We start from the raw sequence: 14,152 nt of genomic DNA, 5'->3' as shown, positions 1-14,152 counted from the left end.
ATGACTACATGGAATGTACGCATCGGCATCAATCCGATCTCGTGGATGAACGACGATTTGCCGAGCCTGGGCGGCGAGACGCCTTTGGCGACGGCCCTGAAGGAAGGCGCCGAGATCGGCTACGTGGGTTTTGAACTGGGCAACAAGTTTCCGAAAGATGCCCCGGCCCTGAACGCCGTACTGGGCAAATACAATCTCGCCTGCGTCTCCGGCTGGTATTCGGGCCGGCTGGCCCATCGGTCTGTGGAAGAAGAGATCGCCTCCGTCGCATCGCATTTGCGCTTGCTTGCCGACAGCGGCGCCACCGTCATGGTGTACGGCGAAGTGGCCGACGCCATCCAGGGCGAAGCGCGTCCCTTGTATAAACGCCCGCGTTTCCAGTCGCAGCAGCAATGGCAGGACTACGCCGACAAGTTGACGGCCTTTGCCGCCCATTTGCTGGCCCACGGCGTGCGCCTGGCCTATCACCATCACATGGGCGCCTATGTGGAAACGCCGGCCGACGTGGACCAATTGATGGCCCTGACGGGACCCGAGGTCGGCTTGCTGTTCGACACGGGTCACATCACCTTTGCCGGCGGCGATGCGCTGGCGGTGCTCAACAAACATATCGATCGCATTTGCCACGTGCATTGCAAGGACGTGCGCCCGAATGTGGTGAAACTTGCCCGCAACGGCCACTGGAGTTTTTTGCAGGCCGTCATCAATGGCGCTTTCAGCGTGCCGGGCGACGGCTGCATCGACTTTCCGGCCATCCTGACGCGCTTGTATCTGCACGGCTACGAGGGCTGGCTGGTGGTGGAAGCGGAGCAAGACCCGGCCGTCGCACCCAGCTACGCATACGCGAAGATGGGCCACGATTACCTGGCGCGCCTGGTCGATGCCATCCCCCGACTGGGCCGGGAGGCGGCATGAGCCCGCTGCTGGTGAAAGCGGGGCAGGGACAGACCATCGTCGAGGTCACGCCCGCATCCGCCGGCTGGACGCACGTGGGCTTTGCTGCCCACCGCCTGGCGGCCGGCGAGGTCTTGACGCTGGAGACGGGCCGCCGCGAACTGTGCCTCGTCGTGCTGACGGGCACGGTCACGGTGCGGGCGGGCGATCAAACTTGGGAAGCCATCGGCAAGCGCGCCAGCGTCTTCGAGGACGTCTCACCCTATGCCGTGTACGTGCCGCTGGAAACCACGGTCAGCATCACGGCCGTGAGCGCCGCCGAGGTCGCCCTGTGCAGCGCGCCGGCCACGACCCACCGTCCGGCGCGCCTGATCGAGCCGGCCAGCATGACGCGCTCCGTGCGCGGCCAGGGCGCCAACACGCGTTATGTGTGCGACATCCTGCCGCAGACGGAAGCCGCGGACGGCTTGCTGGTGGTGGAAGTCGTCACGCCGTCCGGCCATTCATCGAGCTATCCGCCGCACAAGCACGACAGCGACAATATTCCAACCGAAAGTTCGCTGGAAGAAACCTATTACCACCGCCTGAATCCGGAGCAGGGCTTTGCCTACCAGCGCGTCTATACGGATGACCGTTCCATCGACGAAGCCATGGCCGTGGAAAACCACGACGTGGTGATGGTGCCCAGGGGCTATCACCCCGTCACCGTGCCGTATGGCTATGACGGCTATTACCTGAACGTGATGGCCGGCCCCAAGCGGGTCTGGCACTTTAAAAACGACCCGGCCCACGACTGGCTGATGCCTACCAAATAACAAGGATTCAAGATGACAACGCAACAGATCGGCCACTTTATTGGTGGCAACCCGATGGCTTCGCGCACCGAGCGCACGAGCGACGTGTTTAATCCTGCCACGGGCGCCGTGACGGCCAAGGTGGCGCTGGCCACGCCTGCCGAGCTGAACGCGGCCGTGGCCGCCGCCCATGCGGCGTTTCCCGCCTGGTCGCAAACCTCGCCGCTGCGCCGCGCCCGCGTCATGTTCAAATTTAAAGAGTTGCTGGAAGAACATTCCGACCAGCTGGCGGCCCTGATCACGGCCGAGCACGGCAAGGTCTTCACGGATGCGAAAGGGGAAGTGACGCGCGGCATCGAAGTGGTGGAGTTTGCCTGCGGCATCCCGCAGATGATGAAGGGAGAGTATTCGGAGCAGGTGGCCGGCGGCATCGATGCCTGGTCGATCCGCCAGGCGCTCGGCGTGTGTGTCGGCATCACGCCGTTCAACTTTCCCGTGATGGTGCCGATGTGGATGTTCCCGATGGCCATTGCCTGCGGCAATACCTTCGTATTAAAACCGTCGGAACGCGACCCGTCGGCCAGCCTGCTCTTGGCGCAGCTGCTGACCGACGCGGGCTTGCCCGACGGCGTCTTCAATGTGCTGCAAGGCGACAAGGAAGCCGTCGACGGCTTGCTGCACCACCCGGACGTGCGCGCCGTCAGCTTCGTCGGTTCCACGCCGATTGCCGAATATATCTATGCGACGGGCTGCGCGCAGGGCAAGCGCGTGCAGGCGCTGGGTGGCGCGAAAAACCACATGGTCGTCATGCCCGACGCGGATATCCCGCAGACGGTGGACGCCCTGATGGGCGCCGCGTTTGGCTCGGCCGGCGAGCGCTGCATGGCCATTTCCGTCGTCGTGGCGGTCGGCAATGTGGCGGATCAATTGGTGGAAGCGCTGGTGCCGCGCATCGCGGCGTTAAAGATCACGCAGGGCATGGACCTAGCGGCCGAGATGGGCCCCGTGGTGACGCAGGTGCACAAGGACAAGATCGCCGGCTATATCGCCACGGGCGTCAAGGAAGGCGCGAAGCTGGTGGCCGATGGGCGCGGCTTCGTCCTGCCCGGCCATGAGCGCGGCTTTTTCCTCGGCGGCAGCCTGTTCGACCACGTCACGCCCGAGATGACGATCTACAAGGAAGAAATCTTTGGTCCCGTGCTGTGCATCGTGCGCGTGCCCGATTTTGCCACCGCGCTGGACCTCGTCAATGCGCATGAATACGGCAACGGCACGGCCATCTACACGCGCGACGGCAACACGGCGCGCGAATACACGCACCGGGTGCAGGTCGGCATGGTCGGCGTGAACGTGCCGATCCCCGTGCCGATGGCCTTCCACAGCTTCGGCGGCTGGAAGCGCAGCCTGTTCGGCGACCACCATGCGCACGGGCCGGAATCGGTGCGTTTCTACACCAAGCAGAAGGCCGTGACGCAGCGCTGGCCGGCCTCGACGGCTGCCGGGGCCGAGTTTGCCATGCCGACCTTGAAGTAAAGCGCGCTGGCGGCGCGCAGTATCAGCGCGTCAGCGCGCCGCCACGTGTCCGTAGCAGGTTTTCAGTTTGGCATAGTCGTAGAAGACGCTGCCCGGCGCGATGCGGGCGCCGTCGCAAGCGGCCTGGAAGTCCGTTTCCTTTTCGTTGTACAGCAGGCGCACGATGAGCTGCCCTGCGTCGTTGCGGTACACATCCCATTGCATATTGGCCGCCAGCGGCGAGACGCTCTGGCCGCGCCATGGATTGTCTGCATAACTGTAGCTGAGCGATGCAGGCAAGGGGGCCAGCGCCTGCTGCAAGCCCATGGCCGAAGCGAGCGGAATGATCATCTCGGCGTGCGTGAAGCGCAGCTTGGCCGCGTGGCGCACATCTCCCCTGGCCAGCGCATCGACCTCATTGAAAAAATCGTCGCGCAAGGCCAGCGCGAAGCGCCAGGTCACGCCGCTGCTTTCCGTGGTGGCCGGTCCCTTCTGGTAAAAATCCTCGTGGTCGGCGACATAGGCGTAGTAGCGCGCGTCCTCGGCGGGCATGTAGCGGCTGAAATCGGCCGGCACTTCATGCCGCATGCCGGCGGCGATCGCATACAGCTCATACAGTTTTGTCGCGGCCGCATTCAGGCTGCGGATGACGGTCTTGCCGCTGCCCGTCATGGTGCGCGTGAGCTTGCCGTCGTCGCTGGTGAAGGTGTAGCTGCCCGTGTCCGCATAGCTGGCGCGGCCGCCTTCAAACTGGTCGAGGAAGGCGGGAGAAAACAGCCGTTCGAGCACGTGGCGCGCATGTGCGGTCGCCGCAGGCAGCCTGGCCGGAGTGCCCATCAGCGCATCCAGCTGTTTGGTTCTTTCATAATACTGGTAGGCCTGGCTGGCGGCATAGGTGGCGTAATACGGGTTGGCCGGATCGGTGACGCGGTCCGTCTGCGGCGCCAGCTTGTGCGCGTACAGCAGGAAGCGGTTGACCCCATCGGGCTGCAGTACCGGCTGCACCCTGGGCTTGCGTCCCTGCGGATACGGCGCCGGCGCGGGCGGCAGGTACAACAGGGGCGTCAGCGCGGGCGCGTGCTCGAGCAGCGACTGCGTGAAAAAGCGTGCGCTGTCGCGCGCGCGGTCCACGCCGGAATGGATGGTGACGAGCTGGCGCGGCGCCGTCGCCGCGTCCTGGCCCACCTGCGCGAACAGGGTGGGCAGGCGCGCCAGCATGCGCACGGCCAGCTGCCGATGCTCGTCGATACCCGTCTGCGACAGATTGCCGTAGCCGGGCCGCTCGATGCCGGCCACGCCATGGCCGAGCAAGGCATTGGCCCGCATCAGGGACAGGATGTCGGGACCGAGTTCGCGGCCCAGGGGCGTGAGCGCATCCTGCGCGGCGGCCTGCTGCCACATCGCATACAGGGCCGCGTCGTTCTTCATGCTGGTGAGCCCGCGCGAACCGTGGCGCGCCGCCAGCTGCGTGAAGATGGGCCGGAAGCCGGCCGGCGGCGCGGCATAGGTGGCCGGGTCCTGCTGCGGCGCATACGGCGTCTTGGTCTGGTAATGGCCTTCGGCGGCCAGCGTGGGACCGGCGCACATGGCGAGGGCCAGGGCCAGCGGGATGCTGGCCAGGGGAGGCGATGGAGGCATGGGGGTCCGTGACGTGATGAGTTCCTGGGCGCAAGCCTAGCATCAAACGCCAAACAGGCGGGCACGGCTGGGAGCCGGCCCGCCCACGCTTCCCGCTTACTGCGCCACGTGGCCGTAGCAGGTCTTCAGCTTTGCATACACATAGAAATGGCTGCCGGCCGCATGGCGGGCGCCATCGCAGGCGGCCTGGAAATCCGTTTCCTTTTCGTTGTACAGCATTTTTACCAGCACATTGCCGCTGGCGTCGCGGTACACGTCCCACTGCATGTTGGCCGCCATCGGTGCCACGTACAGGCCGCGCCAGCTGCTGTTGTCATAGCTGTAGGTCTGCGCCGCCGGCAGCGCGCCGACGACGGTCTTCAGGCCCATGGCCGTGGCCAGCGGGATGATGGCTTCCGCATGCGTGAAGCGCAGCTTGGCGCCGTGCGACAGGTCGCCGCGCGCGATGGCGTCCACTTCCGTGAAGAAGTCGTCGCGCAGCGCGCGCACGTAGTTCCAGGTGACGCCGGCGCTTTCCGTGGTGCCGGGACCCTTGTTGTAGAAATCTTGGTAATCCTGCACGAAGGCCTGGTACTTGGCCGCGTCCGACGGCATGTACTGCACGAAGTCGGCTTTGACCTCATTCGTCATGCCGGCCATGATGGCGTACAGGTTGTACAGCACGGAAGCTGCATCGGCCAGGCCCTTGATGGTGGTGCCGCCGTCGCCCGTGACGGTGTTGGTGAATTTGCCGTCGTCGCTGGTGAAACTGTAGGTGCCCGTATTGGCGAAGCGGTAGGTGCCGTTGTCGATCTTGTCGACGAAGGCCTTGGTGAACAGCCGCTCCAGCACTTCGCGTCCCAGGGTGCGCGCCGTGGCATCCGTGTCGATGGCCGAGTACTTGGCCAGGAAAGCCGGGCTTTCCAGGTAGGCCTGGTAAGCCTGGCTGTCCTGGTAGGTCTGGTAGTAGCCGTCGAGGGCATCGGTGACCAGGTCCGTCTTGGGCACCAGCTTGTGCGCATACAGCAGGAAGCGGTTGGTGCCAGCTGGCTGCGCCACGGGCTTGCCGGCCGGGTAGCCGGCGGGCGCGGGCGGCAGGGTAATCAGCGGCGCGACGTTGGGTGCCGTGGCGGCCAGCGACTGCGCAAAATACGCGGCGCTGTCCTTGGCGCGGTCCACGCCGGAACTGACGGTGACGATCTGGCGCGGCGCGCTGGCGGCGTTCGCGCCCAGTTGCGTGAACAGGGCGGGCAGGCGCGCCAGCATGCGCACGGCCAGCTGCTTGTGCTCATTGATGCCCGTCTGCGACAGGTTGCCGTAGCCGGGCGCCGTGATGCCGTCCACGCCGTAGCCGAGCAGCGCGTTGGCCTTCATCAGTTTCAGGATGTCGGCGCCCAGCTTTTGCCCCAGCGGCGTGAGCGCATCGTCGGCGGCGGCCCTTTGCCAGACGTTGTAGAAGGCGGCGTCGTACTTCATGCTCGACAGGCCGCGCGAGCCGTGGCGCGCCACCAGTTCGGTGAACACGGGCGCGTAGCCGGCCGGCGCCGCTTCATACGTGGCCGCGTCCTGCTGCGGCGTGTACGGCGTCTTGGTCTGGTAGTAGGTGGCGGGCGGCGGCGTCACAGGGGGCGTCACCGGCGGCGTTACCGGCGGCGTTGTCTCGCCGCCGCCACAGGCGGCCAGGGAGAGCATCAGGATGGACAGGGGAAGATGGCGTGCGTGCAGCATGGCGTTTCCTTTGGATGTGAGTTGCCCGGGCGCGCCGCGCAGGACGGCGCACCCAGGGTAGACAGGCAGGAGGGGGCGTTACAGCTTGAGGGCTTTGGCCAGGCTGTTGGCGTGCGCATCGCGCTCGCTCAATGGCGCCAGCCCATGGCGCTCCTCGATGAACTTCAGGATCGACACGGTTTCATATTCGGTATGGTCGATATGCCCGCCTTCGCTGAACGGCGAGATGACGAGGGCAGGGATGCGCGTGGCCGGGCCGAAGCGGTCGCCTTTGGGCGGCGCCACGTGGTCCCAGAATCCGCCGTTTTCATCGGTGGTGACGATGATGACGGTGTCCTTCCATTGCGGCCCTTCCATGATGGCGCTGATGATGGCCACGCCCTCGTCATCGCCGGCTGCCACGCTCGATTTATCCATCCCCGGATGCATGTTCTTCTTGCCCATGGGTTTGTAGAACGAGACGGGCGGCAGCTTGCCCGCCTGGACGTCGGCGATCAAGTCGGAGCGGTCCTTCAGGTGCGTGGCGCGCTGCTGCGGGCTGTCGATGAAGCGCTTGAAGTAGGTGAACGGCTGGTGGTGATACGAGAAGTCGTCGGCCTTCTTGCCCGACTTGGTCGAGGCGACGGCGATGTCGTAGCCGTCCGCATAATAGACCCACGAGATGCCCTTGTCCGTCAGGCGGTCGCCGATGGTGGGCATGGTTTGCGGCGGTAAAAAGGTCTGCTTCTTGGTCGGGTCGAACAGCAGCGGACCCTGCATGGTGTTGACGGCGTAGCCGTCCTGCGTCACTTCCGCTTCCTCGCCCTTCTTGTGGCCCGTGCCGCGCTCATCCTGGGCGACGATGGACTTGGGCGCGTTCGGGAACACGGGCGTGCAGGCGCAGGTCAGCCACATGTGGTTGAGGAAGGAGCCGCCATAGGCGGACTGGAAGAAGCGGTCGGCCAGGGTGTAGCGCTGCGCCAGGGCCCACAGTTTGAGCTTGCTGCCGTCGAAATAGCCCATCGGCAGGGCGCCCGTATTGCCCTCGACGACGAAGCGGTCATTCTTGCCGTCGTTGATCTGGCGCTTGTGCGTCCAGAACGCGTGCACGGGACTGGCCGTCTTGTCGCCCAGCGACACGCTCGGCTCCATGTGGAAGGGCGCGTTGGCGATGTCGCCCTTGAAGCGCTGGTCCAGGCCGCCCTTGTCGAGCGCCACGGCGGGCAGCATCGCATACGGCTTGCCGTCGGGACCGGTCTGCGTGGTGGTGTCCGGCGAGCGGCCATTGGCGATGCCGTCGGCGCCGGGGAAGGTGCCGAACAGGTGGTCGAAGCTGCGGTTTTCCATGTACACGACGACGATCTGGCCGATCTTCGCCAGCTTCGGATCGGCGGCGGCACTGGCAGCCGTATTGTGCTGCATGCCGGCGGGGGTGGTGCAGGCCGCCAGGCCGATGGCCCCGGCGCCGAACAGGGCGATTCTTAGAACGTGGTTCAACATAACGGTCTCCTTGATACGCCTCCGTGGACGGGGCGCTTTTTTTAGTGGTGTGGCCAGAACAGGCTTTTTGAAGAAATTGCACACGTGTGCAGTACACGTGTGCAAACAGTAACCCGGATTTTTTTCGATGTCAACAAGTACAGGCGGAGGATGAAAAAGTGTGGGAAACGGGGAACGGCGGGCGCTGCGGGGCGGTGGGGGCGGGCAGACGGCGTTGCGCCATCTGCCGTATTGAATCGCTTAGCGCGTCGTGCCGCGCCGCACCAGGGTGACGGGGACTTCCTTCAGGCGGCCCGGCATGGCGAATTTTTCCATGCGCTCGACCAGGCTCTTGACGGCGCGGCGCGCCAGTTCGCCCGCATCCTGGCGGATGGTGGTCAGCTGGTAGGCGTCGAGCGCCGCCATGGGAATGTCGTCGAAGCCGATCACCTGCAATTGCGCCGGCACGTCGATGCCGTACTTGCTGCGCGCCGCGTCGATGAAGCCGCAGGCGATCAGGTCGGTGGCGCAAAAGACGCCGTCGGGCAGCTTGCCCGAGGCGAGCAGGGCGTCGGCCGCTTCCTGGCCCGCCTGGTAGCCGATGGCGTCGGCCAGGTATTCGCCGGCCGTGCAGCGCTTCTTCGCCACGGCCGGCGCCAGGTGGTCGAGGAAGGCCTTGCCGCGCGCGATGCCGCTGAAACTGCTGGCGCGCGTATTGACGAAGGCCAGCCGTTTGGCGCCGCTGTCGAGCAGGGTGCTGGCCGCCAGTTCGCCGCCATGGCGATTGTCGCTGTTGACCACGTCCACGCCCTTCAGGTCGCGCGCGCGGTTGATCATGGCCACCGGCACTTGCCGCTGCAGGTATTCCGTCGCCACGGCGGACGGCGGCGAGCCGGACGTCATGATGACGCCGGAAATCTTGTAGCTGAGGAGGATGCGCAGCAATTCGCTGAGGCGTTCGGGATCTTCCGCATTCATCAGCAGCGGCACCAGCGCATGTTCGCTCAGGCTGCGCGTGACTTCGCCCAGCAGGGCCACGCGGAATGGGTCCGTGAAGCCCGTGATGACGACGCCCACCAGGTTGCTCTGGCCCTGGTTCATGCTGCGCGCCAGGATGTTGACCTGGTAGCCCAGCGACTGCGCCGCTTCCATCACGCGGGCCCGCGTTTCGGGCGCCACGCTGGCGCCGGGCGTGAATGTGCGCGAGACGGCGGAGCGCGAGACGCCGGCCCGTTTGGCGACGTCCACCGAAGTGACCCAGGACTTGTCTTTTTGTTCCATTGACGGTGTAGATGATTGAGAGGCCGATGCACGATGCGGTGCGGCGCAACGCCGCGCCATCATCTTAGCCGAAAATCCCGGCCGCGGCGCGAACTGAATGCCGGTGGCACTATCAGTCACGCGGCGCGGCCGGCGTGCCGGCCCTCAGCTTTTCAATCGTCCTACCACTTCGGCGTGTACTTCAGGGTGAACTGCACGTTGCGCGGGTCGCCATAATAGTTGTTCGACCCGGTGGTGTTGTAGGCCGGGATGATGTAGCGCTTGTCGAACAGATTGTTGACGTTGACCGACAGGGCCACTTGCGGCGTGGCTTGCCAGCCCAGGCGTGCATTCCAGATCGAGAAACCGGCAACCTTGAACGTGCGTTCGGTATCGACCGTATGGCTTTGCAGGCTGGTGCCGGCGCCCACGCTGAACTTGTCCCACGCACCGGGCAGGGTATAGCTCGACCAAAGGCGCAGCATGTGCTTCGGCGTCCACGTGGAAAAGACCTGGCCCTTGTTGTCCGGATCATTGAGGTAGGTCGTCGTCGTGTAGGCATAGCCGGCCGACAGCTGCAGGCCGCGCGCCACTTCGCCCGACACTTCCGCTTCCAGGCCTTGGCTGCGCACCTTGCCCGAGGCGCGCGAGCAGTACCAGCCGTCGCAGGCGAAACCGGCAGCGTAGTCGGTGACGGCGCGGTCCTTGTGGTCATAGCGGAACACGGCCAGCGAAGTGTTGACCTTGCCATCCACCAGTTCCCCCTTGATGCCGCCCTCGTAGCTGCTGCCCGTGATCGGCTTGAGGGTGCGGCCCGCCACGTCGTGGTTCGTCTGCGGCTGGAACACGTCCGCATAGCTGGCATAGGCCGACCATTGCGGCGTCAAAGCATAGATCAGCCCTACCGATGGCGTGAACTTGGCCGTGGCGCGGGTGGCGTCGCGGTAGCCGTCCGGCGTGGCATACAAGAAGTCGTACCAGCTGAAGCGCCCGCCCAGCAGGGCTTTCAGCTTGCCCGTCAGCTGGCCGTTCCAGGTGGCGTACAGCCCTTTCTGGCGCATGTCGTAGGTGCTGTAGCTGCTCACGCCGCGCGCGGCGATGCTGTCGAAGTCCTGCCACGGGCGATGGTGCTTGATGTTGAAGATATCCGCGCCCGTTTCCCACGCGCGCGCATAGCGGTCGTTCGACGTCATGCTGACATAGCTGGCGCCGACGACGACTTCCTGCGCGATGCCCAGGCCGTCGAACTTGCCGCGCACGAAAGCGTCGATGCCGCGCTTGCGGTTGTCGAAATCGGTGGAAAAGTCGCCATAGCGCGCGCCGCTGCCGTCGGGTTTGATGGCGAAGGCCGTGCGCTGGTGCGTGGAGCTGGTGCTTTCATTCATGCCCAGCGCCGAGGCCTTCAGGCTCCATTGCGTATTGAAGTGGTGTTCCAGGTCCAGGTAGACGGTGCTCTGTTCCACCAGGCTGCGGTTCCAGTCGGCACCCGTGAAGGTGGAGCGCGGCAGCGGCAGTGCGCTGCCGTCAACGTAGCGGGGCAGGCCGATGAACGTGGGGCGGCCGTGGGCCTTGACGTGGCTGGCGGCCAGGCCCACGGTGGTGGCGGGCGCCAGGTCGTAGTCGAGCGTTGCATACAGGGTGCGGTTCTTGCTCCACACCTGATCGATGAAGGAGTGGCTGTCGTCTTCATCGACGATGGCGCGTCCACGCAGGGTGCCTGCCGCGTTCAGGGGCGTGCTGATGTCGACCTGGGCGCCATAGTGGTCCCAGGAACCGGCGCGCCCCGTCAGCGTGATCGCGCGTGTGGCCAGCGGGCGCTTGCGCACCAGGTTGACGGAACCGCCGGGGCTGCCCGTGCCAACGAGCATGCTGGAAGCGCCGCGCAGCACTTCCATGCGGTCGTAGATCACCATGTTTTCCTGGCCCCAGTTACCCAGCGCATAGGTGTTGCGGTCGATCGGCACGCCGTCGTATTGCCACTGGTCGATCTGGAAGCCGCGCGCCGTGATGACCACGCCCGGGCCCACGCCATGCACGCCGACCACGCCGGTGACGTTGTTGACGGCTTCGCGCAAGTCCGTGATGCCCTGGTCGTCCAGGCGCTGGCGCGTCAGCACGCTGACCGATTGCGGCATGTCCTTCATCGATTGCTCGCCCTTGCCGAGGGTGATTCTGCGCGCCGTATAGGAGCCGCTGCCTTCCGTGGTGGCGCCTTGTTCGGCCTGGCCGACGATGGTAATCGAGGGCATGGTGCGCTCGGCCGCCGAGGCGGCATTGGCCGCCGCCGTGGGTGCGGACGCCGGCGCGGCCACCAGCACATAGCCGGTGGACGTCTTGCCGATGGCGTAGCCGCTGCCGCGCAGCAGCACGGCGAAACCGTCGTCGATGGCGTAGCTGCCTTGCAGGCCCGCCGTCTGCAGCCCCTGCACCTTGGCGGCGTCGATGACGATGGATACGCCCGCCTGCTGCGCATAGCGGTTCAGGGCGCCCGCCAGCGGACCGGCGGGGATGGCGTAGCTGGCGACCGCCGGCGCGGCCTGGGCGGTGGCCTGGACGTGCATGCCGGCGCCAGCGAGCAGCATGGCCGCCAGGGCCAGGGGGCGCAGATGCGTGCGCAGGGTGTTCGGGGATGAAACGGCAACGACTTGAGCGGACATGGTGACAGCCTTTTTTGATTGATCTCAGCTGCCTTGACGCACGAGATGCGCCAACACGAACCTGCGTGGCAAATTATTTTTTTGCGGTGCCAGTGCTTGGCGCGTCGACCATCACCAGGTAGCGCGTCAGCATGCGGATGCGCAGTTGCGGGAAATTGTCAATCAACAGCTGCAGCGCCTTGTCCGTGTCGTCCAGCGGCAGCACGGCCGCCACGCGGATGCCAGCGATCTGCGCGCGGTCGTAATGCAGCTGGCCGGGACGGTGGCGCGCCAGCTCGTCGAGCACCTCGGCCAATGGCTGGTCGTCGACCACCAGCTGGCGCGCGCGCCACGCCTGCTGCACGCTGGCCGCATCGATGGTTGTTAGCGGTCCCACGCCATCGTCCGTGATGCGCGCGCGCTGGCCCGCCCGCACCACGACGGCCGGATGTTGCGGCACCTGCGCCGATACTGTCGATTCCAGCATGTTCAGGATGGTGGCGCCGTCCTCCCTGCGCACGCTAAAGCGCGTACCCAGCGCGCGGATCGCCGCCTGCCTGCTGTCGACGATGAAGGGGCGCTGCGCATCCTTGGCCACGTCGACGAGGATGTCGCCACGCACCAGCTCCAGGTGCCGCTCGCCCGCAGTAAAGCGCACGTTGACGGCGCTGTCGCCGGCCAGGGTGATCCGGCTGCCGTCGGCCAGGGTATGCGACTGCCATTGTCCCGATGGGCTGCGCAGGTCGGCCAGCAGGTAGGCGGGGCGCTCGCTGGCCAGCATGGCGGTGCCGATGGCCAGCATGGCGACGGTGCCGGCGGCGGCCAGCTGGCGCAGGCGCTGGCGGGGACGATCGGGGGCGATGGCGGCCAGGGCGGCGCGCGCGGGGCGGTGGTCGCCGCCGGCGGGCTCGCGCACGGCGTGCAACTGGCGCAGCAGGTTTTCCATGCCGGCCGCTGCGTTCGCGTGCAGCGGATCGGCCGCCTTCCATGCGGCGAAGCCGGAGCGCGCCTGTTCGCGCTCGGCCGGGTCGTCGGCGCTCAGGCGCACGATCCACTGCGCGGCCTGTTCGGCTGCCGCGTCGGTGCGCGCGCCCTTCATGCCGCCATGGCCGGGCAGGCGTGGCGGCAGGCCAGCAAGGCTTGCACCAGGTATTTTTGCACCATGCGCGTGGAGACGTTCAGCTGCGCGGCGACGGCGGCCTGCGGCAGTTCTTCCAGATAATGCAGCAAGAAGGCGTCGCGCGCCCTGGCGGACAATCCGTCCAGCGCCGTGGCGATCTGCCCGAGCGCCTGCACGGCCATCAGGATCTCGTCCGGCGAGGGCGCGCCGGGCAGGCTGTCGGCCAGCAGGGCCAGTTCCGCCAGGTAGCTGCGCTCGAGTACCTGCCGGCGCGCGCGGTCGAGCAGCAAGCGCTTCGCCGTGGTGGATAGATAGGCGCGCGGTTCGCGCATGGCGAACAGGGCATCCCGCGAAGCGATGATGCGCACGAACGTGTCTTGCGCCACGTCGGCCGCGCCATGCGGGCAGCTGAGTTTCTTGCGCAGCCAGCCCACCAGCCAGCCATGATGCTCGCTGTAGAGCGACTGCACTTGCTGTTGCAGGCTGGACTGGATGGCGGACATGGGGAATGAATAATATAAATGAGAATTATTCTCATTGTAAGCGGCAGAGGCGTCTCGCCACAATCCCCGATTGCATGCGGAGGGGGGCGGGTGTTGCGCGCAGGCCGCATGCGCGGTAACCGGAAATGAAAAAACCCGCCGCTGCACGGGGCAGGGCGGGTTCATCAATGCTGCAAATTCTTGGTGGTGATAGGTGGACTTGAACCACCGACCCCAGCATTATGAATGCTGTGCTCTAACCAACTGAGCTATATCACCAAACAGACCGGTCAGACCGGATGCTGGTTTTGACCAGGGAAAACCTGATCGATGTTCTTTGGTGGTGATAGGTGGACTTGAACCACCGACCCCAGCATTATGAATGCTGTGCTCTAACCAACTGAGCTATATCACCCCAACAGCCGAGCATTATCCAGTCTTCCGATTTCCTTGTCAATGCCGGCACAAAAAAATGTGCGGATTTTTTGGCCTGGGCAGCGGACATGGTTACTTTATCAAGGGCTGGATCTGCGCCAGCATGACCGAGGCCGGATCAGTTCCCAGGCAATCGATGACGATGCGTTCCGGCATCGAGCGCAGCCTAAGTCGAGCCTAGCGCTTGGCCAGTTGTTGTGTGGCGACGCTTATGTC

At 65.5% G+C, this 14,152-nt stretch carries 10 protein-coding genes and 2 tRNA genes; 3 read left to right on the top strand and 9 right to left on the bottom strand.

What is annotated here, in order from left to right:
- The 3 genes from iolE to AC07VH_RS21225 are packed head-to-tail and all read left to right on the top strand — an operon-like array spanning window position 1 to window position 3,221.
- Entirely contained in the window at window positions 1-915 is a 915-nt protein-coding gene (gene iolE, locus AC07VH_RS21235) for a myo-inosose-2 dehydratase (RefSeq protein ID WP_494787905.1), read from the top strand.
- Window positions 912-1,709 (top strand): 5-deoxy-glucuronate isomerase, encoded by a 798-nt coding sequence (gene iolB, locus AC07VH_RS21230; RefSeq protein WP_494787904.1) that lies wholly within the window; start codon window positions 912-914, stop codon window positions 1,707-1,709. The genes iolE and iolB overlap by 4 nt, the downstream gene beginning before the upstream one ends.
- A gap of 12 nt (window positions 1,710-1,721) precedes the next feature.
- On the top strand, window positions 1,722-3,221 hold the full coding sequence (locus AC07VH_RS21225) for a CoA-acylating methylmalonate-semialdehyde dehydrogenase (protein ID WP_494787903.1): 1,500 nt from the start codon (window positions 1,722-1,724) through the stop codon (window positions 3,219-3,221).
- Between the two features lie 30 nt (window positions 3,222-3,251).
- On the opposite strand, the gene AC07VH_RS21220 is transcribed toward AC07VH_RS21225, so the two are convergent.
- The 9 genes from AC07VH_RS21220 to AC07VH_RS21180 all read right to left on the bottom strand — a co-directional run bounded on the left by AC07VH_RS21220 (window position 3,252) and on the right by AC07VH_RS21180 (window position 13,916).
- Complete coding sequence (locus AC07VH_RS21220) at window positions 3,252-4,838, bottom strand: histidine-type phosphatase (protein WP_494787902.1); 1,587 nt, start codon at window positions 4,836-4,838, stop codon at window positions 3,252-3,254.
- A 96-nt stretch (window positions 4,839-4,934) separates the two neighbouring features.
- Window positions 4,935-6,545: a histidine-type phosphatase gene (locus tag AC07VH_RS21215; protein WP_494787901.1), complete on the bottom strand. Its 1,611-nt coding sequence runs from the start codon at window positions 6,543-6,545 to the stop codon at window positions 4,935-4,937.
- A 78-nt stretch (window positions 6,546-6,623) separates the two neighbouring features.
- Window positions 6,624-8,024 (bottom strand): alkaline phosphatase family protein, encoded by a 1,401-nt coding sequence (locus AC07VH_RS21210; RefSeq protein WP_494787900.1) that lies wholly within the window; start codon window positions 8,022-8,024, stop codon window positions 6,624-6,626.
- 240 nt (window positions 8,025-8,264) lie between these two features.
- Window positions 8,265-9,284 (bottom strand): LacI family DNA-binding transcriptional regulator, encoded by a 1,020-nt coding sequence (locus AC07VH_RS21205; RefSeq protein WP_070310452.1) that lies wholly within the window; start codon window positions 9,282-9,284, stop codon window positions 8,265-8,267.
- A gap of 161 nt (window positions 9,285-9,445) precedes the next feature.
- Complete coding sequence (locus AC07VH_RS21200) at window positions 9,446-11,920, bottom strand: TonB-dependent siderophore receptor (RefSeq protein WP_494787899.1); 2,475 nt, start codon at window positions 11,918-11,920, stop codon at window positions 9,446-9,448.
- A gap of 73 nt (window positions 11,921-11,993) precedes the next feature.
- The gene (locus AC07VH_RS21195; RefSeq protein ID WP_494787898.1) at window positions 11,994-12,998 is read right to left on the bottom strand and encodes a FecR family protein; all 1,005 of its coding nucleotides are present in this window, start codon (window positions 12,996-12,998) and stop codon (window positions 11,994-11,996) included.
- Window positions 12,995-13,522 (bottom strand): sigma-70 family RNA polymerase sigma factor, encoded by a 528-nt coding sequence (locus tag AC07VH_RS21190; RefSeq protein ID WP_494787897.1) that lies wholly within the window; start codon window positions 13,520-13,522, stop codon window positions 12,995-12,997. Before AC07VH_RS21190 ends, AC07VH_RS21195 begins: the two co-directional genes overlap by 4 nt.
- A gap of 181 nt (window positions 13,523-13,703) precedes the next feature.
- Window positions 13,704-13,780: transfer RNA gene (locus AC07VH_RS21185), tRNA-Met, on the bottom strand.
- Window positions 13,781-13,839: 59 nt separating this feature from the next.
- Window positions 13,840-13,916, bottom strand: a tRNA-Met gene (locus tag AC07VH_RS21180).
- Window positions 13,917-14,152: the final 236 nt, after the last annotated feature.

The sequence above is a fragment of the Janthinobacterium sp. GW821-FHT03C10 genome (assembly GCF_059420865.1).
This window is presented reverse-complemented; position numbering and strand designations above follow the sequence as displayed.